This window comes from Streptomyces sp. DH12, from assembly GCF_020873895.1.
In the GTDB taxonomy this organism is placed as follows: Bacteria; Actinomycetota; Actinomycetes; order Streptomycetales; family Streptomycetaceae; genus Streptomyces.
Map to the genome: position 1 here is coordinate 26,822 of NZ_JAHWGT010000043.1, position 18,591 is coordinate 45,412.

Below are 18,591 nucleotides of genomic sequence, written 5' to 3' on the forward strand. Positions count from 1 at the left end.
CCGCCCCCGTACGCCGCCGGGGGCGGGCCGCGCGTGCGCGCCGCGGTCCCCGCCCGGCCGCCCCAACGACGAGTTCTGTCAGAAGCGTTGACGAACGCGCCCGGCCGCCCTACGTTCGTCGCCGTCGTACTTCGTACGTCATATATGAGACGCGATACGCGAGATATGAGACCCCGCATGGCCTTCGCCCCCAGCCCCATCCCCTCCCGTACGCAGTACGTGCTGGAGGCGATCAAGCACGCCATCCTCACCGGCGGCCTGCCGCCCGGCCGCCCCCTGGTCGAGGCGGAACTGGCCGCGCAGTTCGGCGTGTCGAAGACGCCCGTGCGGGAGGCGCTCAAGACCCTCGCCGGCACCGGGCTGGTCGTCATGAGCCAGTACAAGGGCGCCACCGTGCGCACCGTCGACGCCGCGATGGCCCGCGAGGTCTACGACGTGCGCCTGCTCCTCGAACCCGAGGCGCTGCGCCGCACCATCACCCGCCGCGCTTCCCTGGACGCCGCCGGGGAGGCGCTCGCCCAGGCCGACGCCGCCGCCGACCAGGCCGAACGCTCGCTGGCCAACCGGGAGTTCCACCGGTCCCTGTACCTGCCGTGCGGCAACCCGCTGCTGGCCCGGATGCTCGACGAGGTCCGCGACCAGGCGGCGCTCGTCTCCACCGTCGCCTGGAGCGCCGACCCGTCGTGGCAGCGGGAGGCCGAGGAGCACCGCGGCATCCTGCGCCTCGCCCTGGCCGGTGACGCCGACGGGGCCGCCCTGGCCCTGCGCGAGCACATCGCCCGGTTCGTGCGGCGGGCCTTCCCCGGCGGGCCCGGCGACGACGCCCCGCCGCTGCCGTGCCCCGCCGCCCCGCCCATGCCGTGACGCGCGGCGCCCCCGGACCGCCCACCGCACCCCCGCGGCGGCCGACCGCGCCCCCACCCGTGACACACCCACGCGTGACACACCCACCGTGGCACCCCACTCGTGACACCTCGACCCACAGCCCGGAAAGGCCGGTACGCATGGACCACTCATCGCTGAGGGCGGCGCTCGCAGACGTCGTCGCGATACCCGTGACCCCCTTCGGCGCCGACGGCGGCGTCGACCGGGACACGTATCGCGCCCTGCTGGGCCGGCTGCTCGACAGCGGCGTGCGGGCCGTCACCCCGAACGGCAACACCGGCGAGTTCTACACGCTCACGCCGGACGAGCGCCGCCTCGTCACCGAACTCACCGTCGAGGGGACCGGCGACCGCGCCGCCGTCCTCGTCGGCGTCGGCCACGACGTGCCGACCGCCACGGCCGCCGCCCGGCACGCCCGCGCGGCCGGGGCGGGCATGGTCATGGTCCACCAGCCGGTCCACCCCTACGTCTCCCGTGACGGCTGGGTCGACTACCACCGCGAGATCGCCGACGCCGTCCCCGAGCTGGGCGTCGTCCCCTACGTGCGCAACCCGCTGCTGGACGGCGCGGCCATCGCCCGCCTCGGCGAGCTGTGCCCCAACGTCATCGGCGTCAAGTACGCCGTCCCCGACGCGGCCCGGTTCGCCGCCGTCGCCCGCGACGCCGGCCTCGACCGGTTCGTGTGGATCGCCGGGCTCGCCGAGCTGTACGCCCCCTCGTACTGGGCGATGGGGGCCACCGGCTTCACCTCCGGGCTGGTCAACGTCTCGCCGGAGGTCTCCCTGGCGATGCTGCGGGCGCTGCGCGCGGGCGACTACCCGGCCGCCCTGCGCGTGTGGGAGCGCGTCCGCCGCTTCGAGGACCTGCGCGCCGCCGACCAGGCCGCGAACAACGTCACCGTCGTCAAGGAGGCCCTCGCCGCGCTCGGCCTGTGCCGCCGCGACGTGCGCCCGCCGAGCCGGCTGCTGCCCGAGCCGCGCCGCGCCGAGATCGCCGACATGGTCAAGGAGTGGGACGCGTGAGCACCGACACCGCCCCGCCCGCCGGCGAGGAGCCGGCCCGCACGCTGCGCAGCCACCAGTGGTACGGCAGCGGCGCCCCGGCCGGACTGCGCACCTTCAGCCACCGCGCCCGCACCCGGCAACTCGGCTACCTCCCCGAGGAGCACCTCGGCAAGCCGGTCATCGCGGTCCTCAACACCTGGTCCGACGTCAACCCCTGCCACGTCCACCTCCGCGACCGGGCGCAGGCCGTGAAGCGGGGCGTGTGGCAGGCCGGGGGCTTCCCGCTGGAGTTCCCCGTCTCGACGCTGTCCGAGACGTTCCAGAAGCCCACCCCCATGCTGTACCGCAACATGCTCGCCATGGAGACGGAGGAGCTGCTGCGCTCCTACCCGGTCGACGGCGCGGTGCTGATGGGCGGCTGCGACAAGACCACCCCGGCGCTCCTCATGGGCGCCGCCTCCGTCGACCTGCCGACCGTGTTCGTCCCGGCGGGCCCGATGCTGCCGGGCCACTGGCGGGGCGAGGTCCTCGGCTCCGGCACGGACATGTGGAAGTACTGGGACGACCGGCGCGCCGGCCTCATCGGCGACTGCGAGCTGGCCGAACTGGAGAGCGGGCTCGCCCGTTCGCCCGGCCACTGCATGACGATGGGCACCGCGTCCACGCTCACGGCCGCCGCCGAGGTGCTGGGCGTCACCGTGCCGGGGGCGTCGTCCATCCCGGCCGTCGACTCGGGGCACGACCGGATGGCCGCCGCCGCGGGGCTGCGGATCGTCGAGCTGGTCCGGCGGGACCTGCGGCTGTCGCAGATCCTCACCCGGGAGGCGTACGAGGACGCCGTGACGACCGTCCTCGGCCTGGGCGGTTCCACCAACGCGGTGATCCACCTGATCGCGATGGCGGGCCGGTCCGGGGTGCGGCTCACCCTCGACGACTTCGACCGGACCGCCCGTACCGTCCCGGTCCTGGCGGACCTGCGGCCCGGCGGGCGCTACCTGATGGAGGACTTCCACTTCGCCGGCGGGCTGCCCGGCTTCCTCTCCCGGATCACCGACCTCCTCCACCTCGACCGCCCCACCGTCTCCCACGCGACCCTGCGCGAGCAGCTCGCCGGCGCGCTGGTGCACGACGACGACGTGATCCGGCCGCGTGACAAGCCGCTCGCCGACGAGGGCGGGGTGGCGGTCCTGCGCGGCAACCTCTGCCCCGACGGCGCCGTCATCAAGCACATCGCCGCCGAGCCGCACCTGCTGGAGCACACGGGCCCCGCCGTCGTCTTCGACGACTACCGCACCATGCAGCGCACCATCGACGACCCGTCCCTCGGCATCACCGCCGACCACGTGCTCGTCCTGCGCGGCGCCGGCCCCAAGGGCGGCCCCGGCATGCCCGAGTACGGCATGCTCCCCATCCCCCGGTACCTGCTGAAGCAGGGCGTGCGGGACATGGTGCGGATCTCCGACGCCCGGATGAGCGGCACCAGTTACGGGGCGTGCGTGCTGCATGTGGCCCCCGAGTCGCATGTGGGCGGGCCGCTCGCCCTCGTCCGCACCGGCGACCTGATCACCCTCGACGTGGTCGCCCGCTCCCTGCACCTCCACGTCGACGACGAGGAGCTGGCCACGCGCCGCGCCGCGTGGACGCCGCCGCCGAACCCGTACGAGCGGGGCTACGGCGCGCTGTACCAGGAGCAGGTCACCCAGGCCGACACCGGCTGCGACTTCGCCTTCCTGGCGCGGCCCGGGAACGTGCCGGAGCCGTACGCGGGCTGAGCCGCCCCTCCGCCAGGACCGGGTCCGCCCCCGTCTGTCCGAGATGTCGAACGCGATCCGGAAAGCGCTTCACCCCACGCAATGACGAACGGAGAATGTCATGGCCCACGCCGCAGCCGTGGCGCAGCAACCCCGGGCCGGCCGACGCCGCACGGGGACCGGAGCCGCACCACGCCGCCTGCCGTACCTGCTGATCGCACCCGCCGGCCTGCTCATGCTCGGCTTCATCGCCTACCCGGTGCTCAGCGTCTTCTACTACAGCCTCCAGCACTACAACGTCACCAAGCCCTGGAAGAACGGCTACGCCGGGTTCGAGAACTACACCCGCGCCTTCACCGAGGACCCCCTCTTCTGGTCCACCCTGGCCTTCAGCGCCAAGTGGGTGGTCGTGCAGGTCGGCCTCCAGCTCGCCCTCGGCCTCGTGCTGGCCCTGCTCGTCAACCAGAGCTTCGTCGGCCGGGCCGTCGCCCGCTCCCTGGTCTTCTCGCCGTGGGCGGTCTCCGGCGTCCTCACCACGACCATCTGGATGCTGCTCTACAACCCCTCCACGGGCATGAGCCGCTACCTGGCCGACGTCGGCGTCGGCGCCTACGGCACGTCCGTGCTCTCCGACACCGGGACCGTCTTCTGGGCCGCCGTCGTCGCCGAACTCTGGCGCGGCGTCCCGTTCTTCGCGATCCTCATCCTCGCCGACCTCCAGTCCATCCCCAAGGACCTCTACGAGGCGGCGTCGGTCGACGGCGCGAACCGGATGCGGCAGTTCCTGCACATCACGCTGCCGCACCTCAAGGACGCCATCATCCTCTCCACGCTGCTGCGCGCGGTCTGGGAGTTCAACAACGTCGACCTGCTGTACACCCTCACCGGCGGCGGCCCCGCCGGCGTCACCACCACCCTCCCTCTCATGATCGCGAACACCGGCATCGAGGGCCACGACTTCGGGTACGCCTCGGCGCTGACCACGGTCGCGTTCGTGATCCTCCTCTTCTGCTCCATCCTCTATCTGCGCCTGAGCAAGTTCGGAGGCGACCGTTGATGACCGCCGCACTCGCGGAGCAGGGCACCGCCGCACGCGTGCCCGCCCAGCACCCGGCGAAGCCCCCGGCCGCCCCCCGCCGCCGGCAGCGGCGCGAGCGCGCCTTCGACGACGTGCCGCGCTGGCAGATCTACCTGCCGCTCGCGCTGTACCTGCTGTTCACGCTCGTCCCGTTCTACTGGATGCTGCTGTTCGCGGTCCGCCCCGCCGGCTCGACGTCCCTCGTCCCCTGGCCCATGACCACCGCGCACTTCGAGAAGGTCTGGAACGAGCGCAGCTTCGGGGTCTTCTTCCAGAACAGCATGATCGTCGGCGTCGCCACCCTCGTCGCCACGACCGCCGTCGCGCTCGCCGGCGGGTACGCGCTCGCCCGGTTCGACTTCCGCGTCAAGAAGGCCTTCATGCTGGCGCTGCTGTGCTCGCAGTTCATCCCCGGCGCGCTGATGCTCGTCCCGCTCTTCGAGATCTTCCGCAACCTCCAGATGATCAACTCGCTCGGCAGCGTCGTCATCGCCGAGACCGTCTTCCAACTGCCCCTCTCCATCATCCTCATCAGCGGCTTCATCAAGAACGTGCCCGTCTCCCTGGAGGAGGCCGCCTGGGTCGACGGCTGCTCGCGGCTGCGCGCCTTCCGCGCGGTCGTCCTGCCGCTGCTGCGCCCCGGCCTCGTCGCCGTCGGCTCCTTCGCCTTCGTCCACAGCTGGAACCACTTCCTGTTCGCCCTGATGTTCCTCAGCGAGCAGGACAAGCAGACGATCCCCGTCGGCCTCAACACCCTCATCGGCGCCGACAGCGTCGACCTGGGGGCCCTCGCCGCGGGCGGCGTCATCGCCGCCGTCCCCGTCGTGATCGTCTTCGCCTTCATCCAGAAGTGGCTCATCACCGGCTTCAGCGCCGGCGCGGTGAAGGGCTGACCCGGATGCGCCACGGACCCGGACCCCTGCCCCTCCCCGTCGTCCTCGCCGGCGCCCGCGGCCACGGCCGCCGGCACCTGGAGAACGTCCGCCGCCTCGCCGACGCCGGCCTCGTACGGCTCGCCGGGGTCTGCGAACTGCGCCCCCTCGACCCGGCCGAACTCGACGGGTTCCCCGACGTCGCCCAGTCCGACGACCTCGGCGCGCTCCTCGACGCCACCGGCGCCCGCGCCGTCGTCGTCTGCACGCCCATCGACACCCACACCGACCTCGCGCTCACCGCGGCGCGGCGCGGCGTCCACCTCCTCCTGGAGAAGCCGCCCGCCCCGTCCTTCGCGGACTTCCACCGCATCCGCGACGCGGTGCGCCTGGCCGGCACCGCCTGCCAGATCGGCTTCCAGTCACTCGGCTCGCACGCCCTGGGCGCCATCGCCGAACTCGTCGCCGAGGGCGCCGTCGGCGAGGTCACCGGCATCGGCGCCGCCGGCGCCTGGGCCCGCGACGAGGCGTACTTCCGCCGCTCGCCGTGGGCGGGGAAGCGCCGCCTGAACGGCGCCGACGTGGTCGACGGGGTGCTCACCAACCCCCTCGCCCACGCCGTCGCCACCGCCCTGGCCCTCGACGGCAGCCCCTTCGCCGAGGACGTCGCGGACATCGAGCTGGAACTGGCCCGCGCCAACGACATCGAGGCCGACGACACCTCCTGCCTGCGCGTCACCACCGCGCGCGGCACCCGCGTCACCGCCGCCGTCACCCTCTGCGCCGAGCAGCCCGGCGAGCCGTACGTCCTCGTCCACGGCCGGCGCGGCCGCATCACCTTCTGGTACAAGCACGACCGCGTCTTGGTGCAGCGGGCCGGGCACGGCCCCGTGGAGACGGTGCACGGCCGCACCGACCTCCTGGAGAACCTGGTCCACCACCTCGCGGACGGCGACGAGCTCCTCGTCCCGCCCGACCGGGCCGGCGCCTTCATGCGCGTCGTCGAAGCCGTCCGCACCGCCCCCGACCCCCGCCCCCTGCCCGCCGGGCGCTGGTACGCCGAGGAGGCGGCCGACGGGACGCGGCGACGGGTCGTGAAGGGCGTCGACGGCCTCGTCCACGCGAGCGCCGAGACCCTCTCCCTCTTCTCCGAGCTGGAGGCGAACTCCCCGTGACGCACCCGCTGCCCCTGCGCTGCGCGGGACGGACCGTGGCCCGCTACGTCCACCCGGACGACCTGCCGGCCCGCCTCTCGCCCCGCCCCTACCTGCACCCCGTCACCACCCTCGCCGGCACCCCCGTCACCGAGGCGCGCCCCGCCGACCACCTCCACCACCTCGGCGTGTCCGTCGCCGTGCCCGACGTCGAGGGCCGCAACTTCTGGGGCGGCCGCACCTACGTCGCCGGCCGGGGCCCCACCGAACTCGACAACCACGGCGAGCAGCGCCACCGCGCCTGGCGGCTGCGCGACCCGGACGGCTTCGTGGAGGACCTCGTGTGGACCTCCGGCGGCAGGGACCTCCTGCGCGAACGCCGCACCGTCGCCGCCACGCCCCTCACCTCCGACGCCTGGGCGCTGGACCTCACCTGCGCCCTCACCAACCCCGGCGGCACGGCCCTGACCATCGGCTCCCCGGCCACCAACGGCCGCCCCGGCGCCGGGTACGGCGGCTTCTTCTGGCGCGCCCCCAAGCAGGCCGCGGGCACCCCGGCGCCCGAGGTGTTCACCGCCGACGCGGAGGGCGAGGACGCCGTCCACGGCCGGCCGGCCGACTGGCTGGCGCTGCGCGGCGCCGCCTACACCCTCGTCTTCGCCGGCGCCACCGGCCCCACTCGCCGCGACCCGTGGTTCGTCCGCACCGCCGAGTACCCGGGCGTCGGCTCGTCCCTCGCCGCGGCCGCCCGCCTGCCCGTCCCGGCCGGCGGCACCGTCGTCCGCCGGGTGGTCACCGTCGTCGCGGACGGGCGCCTGGACCGCCCCGCGGCCGCCGCCCTCGTACGGAAGGCGCTGTCATGAGCCCCGTCCCCTCCGCCGACCTCGGCGACGGCACCTACCGCAACCCCGTCCTGCACGCCGACTGGTCCGACCCCGACGTCATCGCCGTCGGCGACGACTTCCACCTCACGGCGTCCAGCTTCGGCCGCGCCCCCGGCCTGCCCCTGCTCCACTCCCGCGACCTCGTCAACTGGACGCTCGTCGGGCACGCCCTGGAACGCCTGGAGCCCGCCGCCGAGTTCGCCGCGCCCCGCCACGACAAGGGCGTGTGGGCGCCCAGCCTCCGCCACGCCGACGGCCGGTACTGGATCTTCTGGGGCGACCCGGACCACGGCATCCACCAGATCAGCGCCGAGGACGTCCGCGGCCCGTGGACCGAGCCGTACCTGCTGAAGGCGGGCAAGGGCCTGATCGACCCCTGCCCGCTGTGGGACGACGAGACCGGCGAGGCGTACCTCGTGCACGCCTGGGCGAAGTCCCGGTCCGGGGTGAAGAACCGCCTCACCGGCCACCGGATGAGCCGCGACGGCCGCGCCCTCCTCGACGCCGGGGAGGTCGTCGTGGACGCCGACCGGATACCCGGCTGGTTCACCCTCGAAGGGCCCAAGCTGTACCGGCACGACGGCTGGTTCTGGATCTTCGCGCCGGCCGGCGGCGTCGAGACGGGCTGGCAGGGCGTCTTCCGCTCCCGCGACTTCACCGGCCCCTACGAGGAGCGGATCGTCCTCGCCCAGGGCCGCACCGGCGTCAACGGCCCCCACCAGGGCGGCTGGGTGCGCACCCCGGCGGGCGAGGACTGGTTCCTGCACTTCCAGGCGCGCGGCGCGTACGGCAGGGTCCTGCACCTGCAGCCGATGACGTGGGACGCGGACGGCTGGCCCGTCATCGGCGACGCGGGCGAACCGGTCGGCACCCACCGCAAGCCGGCCGCGCCCCCGCAGCCCGCACGGGCGCCGGCCACCGACGACCCCTTCCCCGGCGGCCGCTTCGGACGGCAGTGGCAGTGGACCGCCAACCCCCGCCCCGGGTGGACCGTCGAGCACGGCGGCGACGGGCTGCGCCTGGCGTGCGTCCGCACCGGCGACGCCCACGACCTGCGCCTCCTGCCGCACGTCCTGACCCAGCGGCTGCCCGCCGAGACGTTCACCGCCGAGGTGGGGCTGGTCCTCGACGGCACCGAACCGGGCGCGCGGGCCGGGTTCGCCGTACTGGGCGACGCCTTCTCCTGGATCGGCCTGGAGCGGGGCGCCGACGGGGCAGCGCGGCTGGTGCACCGGTTCGCCGAGCCGGTGGCCGAGGCCGAACGCGACGCCGCCCACCCCCGTCCCGCCCCCGGCGGCCGGGCCGGGCTGCGGATCGAGGTGTCGGCCGGGGCACGGTGCCGGTTCCTGGCCGACACCGGCGACGGCTGGCACTCCTCAGGGCCGGTCTTCGCCGCCACGCCGTGGCGCTGGGTCGGCGCGCTGCTCGGCCTCTTCGCGGCGGCGCCCCCGGGCGGGGGGAGCGCCGGGACGGCCACCTTCACGGAGTTCCGCGTCCGCTGACCGCGCCGCCCGGCCCCCGCACCCGCACCCGTACGTCCATCGTCCCCGCACGTCCACCGTCCCCGTACGTCCCACGTCTGGAGGAGCCGTCATGCCGTACCCGTGGAGCAAGCGCTTGCCGGGGCGGGCCCTGGCCGCGGTCACCGCCCTGGTGGCCGCCCTGGGCCTCGCCACGGTGAGCCCGGCGGGGGCCGCCGGGGCCACCGCAGCCGCAGAGGCGCCCGGAGCCGCAGAGGCGCCCGAGGCCGCAGAGACGCCCGGGGCCGGCGGCCCCGGGGCGCCCCGCGCCGCGCACCCGTCCGCACCGCGCTGGGCGGAACACCCGCACGGCTTCGCCTCACTCGCCGGCGGGACCACCGGCGGTCGGGGCGGCAAGGTCGTCACCGTCCGCACCCAGGCCGAGCTGGCCAGGTACGCGGGCGCCGCCGAGCCCTACGTCATCCGGGTCGCGGGGACCATCCCCGTCGAGCCCTTCGGGTCCTCGATCACCGTCGCCTCGGACAAGACCGTCATCGGCGTCGGCACCGGCGGCGAGATCGTCCACGGCGAGCTGCAGCTGAAGCCCGGCACGCACAACGTGATCATCCGCAACCTCACCCTGCGCGACTCCCGCGTCCCGGGCGACTGGGACGGCAAGACCAACGACTTCGACGGCATCCAGATGGACTCCGCCCACCACGTGTGGATCGACCACAACCGCTTCGCGCGCCTCGGCGACGGACTGCTCGACATCCGCAGGGACAGCCAGTACGTCACCGTCTCCCACAACCACTTCGACGACCACAACAAGGCGTTCGGCATCGGCTGGACCGACAACGCCACCACCCAGATCACCATCGACCACAACTGGTTCAGCGGCACCAAGCAGCGCAACCCCTCGGCCGACAACTGCGCCTACGCCCACCTCTACAACAACTACCTCTCCTCCCAGGTCGCGGACGGCGACCCCGTGTGGACCTACGGCACCTGGGCGCGCGGCCGGACCCGGATGGTCATCGAGAACAGCTTCTACGACGGCGTCCAGCACCCCCACCAGGCCGACGCCACCGCCGAACTGGTCGAGCGCGGCTCGATCCTGAAGGGCACCACCGGCCGGCGCGACGAGTGGGGCGCCGCCTTCGACCCGCGCGCCCACTACGCCTACCGCCTCGACCCGGCCGCCGCCGTGCCAGCGCTGGTGACGCGCTTCTCCGGGCCGCAGCAGAGCCTCGGCACCGACACCGCGCTCGACGTGCCCGCCGCGTACCGCACCGTCCAGGCCGCCGTGGACGCCGTCCCGGCCGGCAACGACGGGACCGTCACGGTCCGGATCGCGCCCGGAACGTACCGGGAGCAGGTCCGCGTCCCCGCCGGCAAGCCGAGGATCGCCTTCCGGGGGACGGGCCGCAGCCGCGCCGACACGGTGATCGTGTACGACACGCCGAACGAGTACGGGGGTTCGTCCGCCAGCGCCACCGTCCTGATCGCCGCCTCCGACGTCACCGCCCGCAACCTCACCTTCGTCAACGACTTCGACGAGGCGGCGGTCGAGCTGAAGGGCGAACAGGCCCTCGCCATGAAGACCACCGGCGACCGGATCGTCTTCGAGGACACCGCCTTCAAGGGCAACCAGGACACGCTGATGACCGACAGCCCCCGGCTCGACGCCGTCAGCCGGGTGTACCTCCGCGACGTGTACATCGAGGGGGACGTCGACTTCCTGTACGGGCGGGCCACCACCGTCGTCGACCGGTCGCTGATCCGGGCGCTCGACCGCGGCTCCGCCACGAACAACGGGTACGTCACCGCCGCCAGCACCTTCAAGGACAACCCGTACGGCTTCCTGATCACCCGCTCCCGGATCGTCAGCGACGCGCCGGCCGGCACCTACCACCTCGGCCGGCCCTGGCACCCGGGCGGCAACCCGGACGCCGTCGGCCAGGTGCTGATCCGGGAGACGGAACTGCCCGCGGCCGTCAAGTCCTCCCCGTGGACCGACATGGGCGGCTTCTCGTGGCGGGACGCCCGCTTCAGCGAGTACCGCAACCACGGTCCTGGCGCGGCCGTCACCGAGGACCGCCCGCAGATGTCCGCCGCGCGCGCCGCGGACCACGAGGTCGCCGACTACCTCGCCGGCCACGACGGCTGGGCGCCCCACCGCCGGCACCTCCCCTAGCAGCCGCCGGCCGCCGGCCGCGCCCGCGGCAACCAGCGGCGGCACCCGCGGCGACCGACAGCCGTACACCCGTACACCCGCACACCCGACACCCGTACTCAGAGAGAAGAGCCGACCATGACCAACCCCCGGAGCTCCAGAGGTCGCGCGGCCACGGCCGTCGCCCTGACCGCCGTGCTCGCGCTCACCGCCACCGGCTGCGGCGACGACGGCAGCGGCGGCAGCGGCGGCGAGGGCTCGGGCAAGGGCACGATCACCTTCTGGGACAACAACGGCGGCGTGCGGACCGCCGTCTGGCAGGAGATCATCAAGGACTTCGAGGCGAAGCACCCCGACATCGACGTCCGGTACGTGCCCATCCCCAGCGAGGACGTCCAGTCGAAGTACGACACGGCCATCGCCGGCGGCGGCCTGCCGGACGTCGGCGGCGTCGGCGCCGCCTACCTGGCCAACATGGTCGCCCAGAACGCCCTCGAACCGGTCGGCGACCGCGTCGAGGCGTCCTCCCTCAAGGGCAAGCTCGTCCCCTCCATGGTCGAGTCGGTGAAGTCCGCCGGCGGCCGCGGCGACGAGATGTACTCGGTGCCGACCTCCGCCAGCAACGGCGTCCTGTACTACCGCACCGACCTGTTCGAGGCGGCCGGGCTGCCCGCGCCCACCACCTGGGACGCCTTCCACACCGCCGCCGTCCGGCTCACCGACGCCCGGAAGAACAGGTTCGGCTACACCATCCGAGGCGGCTCCGGCTCCATCGCCCAGGCCCTGGACGCCATGTACGGCCAGTCCGGCATCACCGAGTTCTGGAAGGGCGACCGGACCACCGTCAACGACCCGAGGAACGTCGCCGCCCTGAAGAAGTACGTCGCCCTCTACAAGAAGACGACGCCCGAGGCCGACGTCAACAACGACTTCAAGAAGATGAACGCCCAGTTCGACTCGGGCTCCATCGCGATGATGAACCACAACCTCGGTAGCTACACCGACCACGTGAAGGCGCTCGGCACGGGCAAGTTCGCGGGCATACCGAACCCGGTCGGGCCGGACGGCGTCCGCGTCCAGGTCTCCAACCCGGTGGACGGCCTCGGGCTCTTCCGCGGCAGCAAGAACAAGGCCGCCGCCTGGAAGTTCATCGAGTTCGCCGCCTCCCACGCCTCCAACAGCAAGTGGAACCGGTCGGCCGGCGCCATCCCCGCCAACACCGACGCGGCCGGCGACCCCTGGTTGGAGGAGGCCCAGGCCACCAAGCTCGGCGCGCGCTCCCTCACCGACGGCTCCACGAAGATCGTGCAGCTGCCGTACTACCTCCCCGACTGGAACAAGATCAGCAAGTCGGAGAACGAGCCGAACTTCCAGCGGGTCCTGCTCGGCGCGATGACCGCCGAGAAGTTCCTCGACACCCTCGCCGAGCAGCTCGACGCGGCCCAGGCCGAGTGGAACGAGCAGCTCAAGAAGGGCTGAGGTCCCCCAAACCGGTCGGCGGCGGTACGGGTCGCGCCCCGCCGCCGACCACCGGCCGCCCCGCCACCGGCCGCCGACCACCGGCCGCCCGTCACCCGCCGCCGACCACCGACCGCCCGCCGACCCGGGCGCCGGCCCCCCGCCCCCGTCCCGCCGTACGAGAGCGAGCCACGACGACGTGTCCCTCAGCCGCAGACAGACCGTGACGGCCCTCGCCGCCGCCCTCCCCGCCGCGACGGCGCTCACCGCCCACCCGGCCGCCGCCGCCCGCCCGCGCGCCACCCCCCGGACCCTGTACGTCGCCGGGGACTCCACGGCCGCCCCGAAGTACGCCGACGCCGCCCCGGAGACCGGCTGGGGCATGGCCCTGCCCCTCTTCCTCGGCCCGCACCTGCGCGTCGCCAACCACGCGGTCAACGGCCGCAGTTCGCGCAGCTTCCTCGACGAGGGCCGACTCGCCCCGATCGAGGCCGCCCTCCGCCCCGGCGACCTGCTCCTGATCCAGTTCGGCCACAACGACCAGAAGACCGAGGACCCCGCCCGCCACACCGAACCCTGGACCACCTACCGGGAGCACCTGCTCCGCTACGTCTCGGCCGCCCGCGCCCGAGGCGCGCGGCCCGTCCTGCTGACCTCCGTGGAGCGGCGCAGGTTCGACGCCGAGGGGAAGGCCGTCCCGACCCACGGCGCCTACCCGGCCGCCATGCGCGCGCTCGCCGCCGAGCACGGCGTCGACCTCGTCGACGTCCAGGCGGCGTCGCTCGCCCTGTGGGGGCGGCTGGGCCCCGAGGCGTCCAAGGAGTACTTCCTGTGGCCGGCTCCCGGCGAGTGGCCCCAGTACCCCGACGGCAAGCAGGACAACACCCACTTCCGGCCGCGCGGGGCGATCGAGGTCGCCCGCATGGTGGCCGCCGGCCTGTGCCGCACCCGCGTGCTGCGCCCCGGTGACACCCGCCGCCTCGACGCGGACGTCCCGTCCGACCGCATCACCTGGCCCCCCGCCTGAACCGCCCCGCCCGTACCACCCCGCCCGTACCACCCCGCCCGTTTCCCCAGGAGCCGCAATGCGCATGTCCGCACCCCACGTCCGGGCCCTCGGCAGGGCCGCGGCGACGGCCGGCTGCACCGCGCTGGTACTCGCCCTCACGGCCCCCGCGCCCGCGACCGCCCTCGGCACGGGCGGCGGCCACGGCCACGACCCCGCCCGCCGCGTCCTGCCCGCCGGCGACGGCTGGGCCTCCGCCGACGGCGGCACCACCGGCGGCGCCGCCGCCGACCCCGCCCGCGTGTACACCGCCACCACCTGGGAGGAGTTCCGGGCCGCGCTCGCCGCCGGCGGCGACGCCCCGAGGATCGTCCGTGTCGTCGGCACGCTCGACGCCACCGCGGGCGGCTGCCAGGCGTTCGAGGCGCCCGGCTACGACTTCGACCGGTACCTCGCCGACTACGACCCCGCCGTCTGGGGCCGCGACAAGGAGGTCAGCGGCCCCCAGGAGGAGCTGCGCGCCGCCTCCGCCCGCAACCAGGACCGGGCGGTCAAGGCGTTCGTCCCCTCCCGCACCACCATCGTCGGTGTCGGCCGGGACGCCGGGATCGTCGGCGGCAGCCTCCAGATCAAGGGCGCCGACAACGTCATCGTCCGAAACCTCACCCTGGAGAGCCCCCTCGACTGCTTCCCCCAGTGGGACCCCACCGACGGGGCGGCGGGCGCCTGGAACTCCGAGTACGACGCGATGGTCGTGTACGGCTCGACGCACGTGTGGATCGACCACAACACGTTCACCGACGGCCGCCACCCGGACAGTTCGCTGCCCCGGTACCACGGGCAGCTCTACCAGCGGCACGACGGGCTGCTCGACATCGTGCGCGGCGCCGACCTGGTCACGGCGTCCTGGAACGTCTTCGCCGACCACGACAAGACGCTGATGATCGGCAACAGCGACGGCGCGGGCGCCACCGACCGCGGACGGCTGCGGGTCACCCTCCACCACAACCTCTTCGACGAGGTCGTCGAACGCGCCCCGCGGGTGCGGTTCGGCAAGGTCGACGCGTACAACAACCACCACGTGGTGCCGGAGCGGGGATACGGCTACAGCTGGGGCGTCGGCGCCGAGTCGCAGCTGGTCGCGGAGCGCAACGCGGTGACCCTGCCGCGCGGCGTGCCGGCCGGCGCCGTCCTCAAGAAGTGGAAGGAGGCGCCCGTCACGGTCGCGGGCAACGTCGTCAACGGCCGCCCCGTGGACCTCCTCGCCGTCCACAACGCGCAGTTCCCCGACGAGGCGCTGGCCTCCGGAGCCGGCTGGACGCCCACCCTCCGCACCCGCGTCGACGACCCGCGCGCCCTGCCGGGGCTCCTCGCCCACCGGGCCGGCGCGGGCCGGGCGCGCTGACCCCGCGTCCGGGCGGGGGCGGAACCTCCCACCGGGACGCGGCGTGAAACCGCCCCTCCGCCCCGCGGAACCCGACGGTCCGGCTGCGGGCGGCACGGCTCTGCGTTAGCGTGCTGACCTTCTGACCACCCGCCGGTGGATCACCCGCCGGCGGGGAGCACACGGGGAGGTGGCGTGTCCGACGTGGCATCGTCCGCGGCCGCCGAGACCGCGCTGGCCCGCGCCGTCGTGGCGCGCGTCGCGCCGGAGGAACTGCCGTACTTCGAGGAGACCGCCGAGGTCCTCGTCGGCCGTGGCGGCCGGCGGGCGCGGCGGGGCCCCCAGGACGACCCGCTCGCCTTCGGGGGAGCGGCCGAACTGGTCGTCACCAGCATCGCCTGCGGGGTGGCGTTCGAGGTCGTCAAGATGATGGGGGAGAGCGTCGGGAGCGGTCTGACGGGCCGGTTCCGGCAGCTCGTCGCCCGCCGCCGCGCCCGCCGCGACGCCACCGCCGACGGGACGGCGGAGGACGGGACGGCCGAGGGCGGGGCGGCCGAGGGCGGGGCGGCGGACACGGGCGCGGGCACGGCCGTCGCCGGGAGCCCGCCGCAGCCTGCCGCGGGGACACGGGGCCCGATCGCGGGCCCGCCGGGGCCGGCCGGCGGACCCGTCCTCCTCGGGGAGGCGCCGCTGTCCGAGGAGCGGATCGCGGAACTGGGCGCGGCCGCCCGCCGGACGGCCATCCTCCTGGGCCTGCCGCCCGACCGGTCGGACCTGCTCGCCGCCGCCGTCCGCGACCACCTGCGGACCGGCGGGCGCGGGGCGTGACCTCGACGGCGGCCGGCGGGCCCGCGGTCGAGGCGGTACCGCCGCCGCGCCGGCCGCCGCCGTCGGGCACGCTGCTCGCCTTCGTCCTGCTGATCTGCGCGGTGCTCGCGTCGATGACGATCCTGCACCCCGGCTACGCCGACTTCCTGGCCGGCGACCGCGACCGGACCGGAAACCTCAACGACTGCCTGCGCGGGGTGGTGCGGGAGGCCGGCGGCACCGGCGCCTTCCTCAAGGGCCGGCCGCGGGGCGGGTGCGACTCCGGCGACGACCGCACCTCGGCGGGGATCCTCGTCTCCTACGCGATCCTCGCCACCGCCACCGCCCTGTACTACTGGTTCCGCTCCGGGCGGCGCGCCCGCAGGCGCGGCGTGCGGCCCCTGAACGCCGAGCGCTTCCCCGCCCTGCACGCCGAGGTCGAGCGGCTCGTCTCGGGCGTCGAGCGGGCCCGCGGCGTCACCGTACTCGTCGACTTCCTCGACTCCGGCGTCAACGGCGTCACCTTCGGCCGCGTCGGCCGCCGCCACGTCGTGCTCAGCCGCGGACTGATCCGGCTGTTCGAGGGGACCGACGAGGACCGGGCGGCGTTCCGCGCGGTCGTCCTGCACGAACTGGCCCACCTGCGCAACCGCGACGTCGACATCACCATGGTCACGCTCGCCCTGCTGCGCTGCTTCACGGTGCTCATCCTCGCTCCCAGGATGCTCGGCGACCTCCTCGCGCTGATCTTCGTCGCCGACGGGACCCGCTTCTACGCCGCAACCCTCCTCGACGCCCTGGTCCTGGCCGCCGTGGTGCTCGCCGCCCGCTCCGTCGTCCTGCGGACCAGGGAGTTCCAGGCGGACGCCCGGGTGGTGGAGTGGCTGGGCGGCCCGGCGCCGCTGCTGCGCGCGTTCACCCTCGCCGCCGGGACCGGAACCGGGACCGGCACCGGGCCCGGAAGCGGCGCCGGGGCCGGGCCGGCGGGCGCCCGCCGCGGGGCGTGGCGCGGCCGGTGGGCCCGGCTCACCCGTACCCACCCCTCCTTCGCCGAGCGCGCCTCCTGCCTGGCCGACCGGGCGCAGCTCATGCACCAGGGGTTCGGCTTCGCCTTCGTCGTCGGCTTCTGCCTCCCCGCGGCGTGGGACCCGGTCGCCTCCGCCACCGCGCAGATCCGCGCGGGCGGCGGGATCCGGGGATGGTGGCCCACGGAGCTGATCACCCTCCTGGTCGCCCTGGTGCTCTTCGTGACGGTGCTGCGCGCCGCCCTCCACCGGCTCGGCGACCCCGCCTCCGCGCCCTCGCGCGCCCCCTTCCGGGCCGGTGTCACCGCGGGCGTCGTCGCCGGGTACGCCGTCGCGCCCAGCACCGTCGTCGACCACCTGATGCTGCCCGGACTCAGCGTCGCCGCGCAGGTGTCGGGGTGGTGCGCGGTCGCCCTCCTGTGCCTGCTCCTCACCGTCTGGTGCCAGTTCCTGGCGGACTGCTGGGCCCGGCCGCTGGAGCACGCGCGCCGGCCCCGCGCCGCGGCTGCGGCGCTGGGGCTGGTGGTGGCCGCGGCCGTCGCCGCCAACGCCTCCACCGTCTTCGCGCTGCCCTGGCAGATCGCGCTGGGCCGCTTCCTCGACGAGCGGCTGGCCGCCCTCCCCGATCCGCTGCACGCGGCGGTGTGGACGCAGTACGTCGTGGCGACGCGGCTCATGCACCCGGGCTGGCTCCTCGGCGCGGCCGCGGTCCTGCTCGGCCTGCCCGTCGCGGGGATCCTGCGCGACCGCCGCCTCGCCCGGTACACGGCCCCCGCCATGCCGCTCGCCCGGCCGCCCCGGCGCAGCCGGGCGGCCGTCCTCGGCGCCGCCGCCCTGGCGGTCTTCGGCTTCCCGCCCCTCCACACCTGGTGGGCGTACCAGCGGCAGGTGGAGTTCCTCGCCCACCCGTTGCTCCTCGCCCCGCTCACCCTGCTCGTGGCGGTGGGCACGGTGACCGGCGGACTGGCCGCCTCCCGCCGTCTGGTGTGGGCCGCGGGCAGCGCGCTGGCGTGCGGCGTACTGCTGACCGTGCCCGTGGTGCTGCTCGCCGGCGGACCGGGCCCGCTGCGCCTGTGGGGGGTGCTCGTGGGGATCGGCGTGGAGGGCGCCCTCCTCTGCACCCTGGTCACCGCGGCCCTGTCCTTCCCCCGCCGCGCGCCGGTGCCGCGCCCGGCGGGGTGACCGAGCCGGCCGGCGGCGTGGCTCACGCGGCCGGGGCGCGGTTCACGCGGCCGGTACCGGCTCCGCCCGGCGCTCGCGGCGCAGCGCCGCCCAGGTCGCCACCGCGCCGGCGCCCTCCCAGAGGCCGACGCCCAGGAACCCGGCCGGGGCGCGGCCCGCGACGACGGCGACCGTGAACACCGCGCACGTCAGCAGCCGGAACGGCACCGTCCAGCCGAAGAAGGCCCGCCAGTCCGCGAGCGCCGCCAGTACGTAGTACACGCCCATGTTCACCGCCGCCATCGACGACGCCGTCAGGAACACCAGGGTGTGGTCGCCCGCCCCGCGCGCCCCAGCCGGCAGGGGCTCGAAGCCCATGACGGTCAGCAGCACGTCCGGCGCGACGAGCCCCACCAGGCCGAGCGCGGTGGCCAGCAGTCCGAAGACGGCCATGGTCCAGCCGGACAGGGAGCGGGGGCGGGACGA

At 74.8% G+C, this 18,591-nt stretch carries 15 protein-coding genes; 14 read left to right on the plus strand and 1 reads right to left on the minus strand.

Annotated features, from left to right (window positions below):
- The first annotated feature begins 177 nt into the window (after window positions 1-177).
- From LPA54_RS28845 to LPA54_RS28910, 14 genes are all read left to right on the plus strand, one after another.
- A complete protein-coding gene (locus LPA54_RS28845; RefSeq protein WP_228983169.1) occupies window positions 178-864 on the plus strand; it encodes a GntR family transcriptional regulator in 687 nt (228 codons plus the stop codon).
- Window positions 865-1,004: 140 nt separating this feature from the next.
- Window positions 1,005-1,907 (plus strand): dihydrodipicolinate synthase family protein, encoded by a 903-nt coding sequence (locus tag LPA54_RS28850; protein ID WP_228983170.1) that lies wholly within the window; start codon window positions 1,005-1,007, stop codon window positions 1,905-1,907.
- Window positions 1,904-3,661 carry an L-arabinonate dehydratase gene (araD, locus tag LPA54_RS28855; protein ID WP_228983173.1) on the plus strand — a complete coding sequence of 586 codons (1,758 nt, stop codon included), beginning with the start codon at window positions 1,904-1,906 and terminating at the stop codon, window positions 3,659-3,661. Before LPA54_RS28850 ends, araD begins: the two co-directional genes overlap by 4 nt.
- Before the next feature lie 100 nt (window positions 3,662-3,761).
- Complete coding sequence (locus LPA54_RS28860; protein WP_228983176.1) at window positions 3,762-4,697, plus strand: carbohydrate ABC transporter permease; 936 nt, start codon at window positions 3,762-3,764, stop codon at window positions 4,695-4,697.
- On the plus strand, window positions 4,697-5,611 hold the full coding sequence (locus LPA54_RS28865) for a carbohydrate ABC transporter permease (protein WP_228983179.1): 915 nt from the start codon (window positions 4,697-4,699) through the stop codon (window positions 5,609-5,611). Before LPA54_RS28860 ends, LPA54_RS28865 begins: the two co-directional genes overlap by 1 nt.
- 5 nt (window positions 5,612-5,616) lie before the next feature.
- Complete coding sequence (locus LPA54_RS28870) at window positions 5,617-6,765, plus strand: Gfo/Idh/MocA family protein (protein WP_228983181.1); 1,149 nt, start codon at window positions 5,617-5,619, stop codon at window positions 6,763-6,765.
- Window positions 6,762-7,607 (plus strand): PmoA family protein, encoded by an 846-nt coding sequence (locus LPA54_RS28875; protein WP_228983184.1) that lies wholly within the window; start codon window positions 6,762-6,764, stop codon window positions 7,605-7,607. Before LPA54_RS28870 ends, LPA54_RS28875 begins: the two co-directional genes overlap by 4 nt.
- On the plus strand, window positions 7,604-9,130 hold the full coding sequence (locus LPA54_RS28880; RefSeq protein ID WP_228983186.1) for a glycoside hydrolase 43 family protein: 1,527 nt from the start codon (window positions 7,604-7,606) through the stop codon (window positions 9,128-9,130). Before LPA54_RS28875 ends, LPA54_RS28880 begins: the two co-directional genes overlap by 4 nt.
- A 91-nt stretch (window positions 9,131-9,221) precedes the next feature.
- Window positions 9,222-11,285 carry a pectinesterase family protein gene (locus tag LPA54_RS28885; protein WP_228983189.1) on the plus strand — a complete coding sequence of 688 codons (2,064 nt, stop codon included), beginning with the start codon at window positions 9,222-9,224 and terminating at the stop codon, window positions 11,283-11,285.
- A 117-nt stretch (window positions 11,286-11,402) separates the two neighbouring features.
- Entirely contained in the window at window positions 11,403-12,743 is a 1,341-nt protein-coding gene (locus LPA54_RS28890) for a sugar ABC transporter substrate-binding protein (protein ID WP_228983192.1), read from the plus strand.
- Between the two features lie 178 nt (window positions 12,744-12,921).
- Entirely contained in the window at window positions 12,922-13,749 is an 828-nt protein-coding gene (locus LPA54_RS28895; RefSeq protein ID WP_228983193.1) for a rhamnogalacturonan acetylesterase, read from the plus strand.
- A 64-nt stretch (window positions 13,750-13,813) separates the two neighbouring features.
- On the plus strand, window positions 13,814-15,133 hold the full coding sequence (locus LPA54_RS28900) for a polysaccharide lyase family 1 protein (RefSeq protein WP_228983195.1): 1,320 nt from the start codon (window positions 13,814-13,816) through the stop codon (window positions 15,131-15,133).
- Window positions 15,134-15,307: 174 nt separating this feature from the next.
- Window positions 15,308-15,940 carry a hypothetical protein gene (locus LPA54_RS28905; RefSeq protein WP_228983197.1) on the plus strand — a complete coding sequence of 211 codons (633 nt, stop codon included), beginning with the start codon at window positions 15,308-15,310 and terminating at the stop codon, window positions 15,938-15,940.
- Window positions 15,937-18,126, plus strand: coding sequence for a M48 family metalloprotease (locus tag LPA54_RS28910; protein ID WP_228983199.1), 2,190 nt, complete (start codon window positions 15,937-15,939; stop codon window positions 18,124-18,126). Before LPA54_RS28905 ends, LPA54_RS28910 begins: the two co-directional genes overlap by 4 nt.
- Before the next feature lie 42 nt (window positions 18,127-18,168).
- On the opposite strand, the gene LPA54_RS28915 is transcribed toward LPA54_RS28910, so the two are convergent.
- The gene (locus LPA54_RS28915) at window positions 18,169-18,558 is read right to left on the minus strand and encodes a hypothetical protein (RefSeq protein WP_228983232.1); all 390 of its coding nucleotides are present in this window, start codon (window positions 18,556-18,558) and stop codon (window positions 18,169-18,171) included.
- Between the last annotated feature and the right edge of the window lie 33 nt (window positions 18,559-18,591).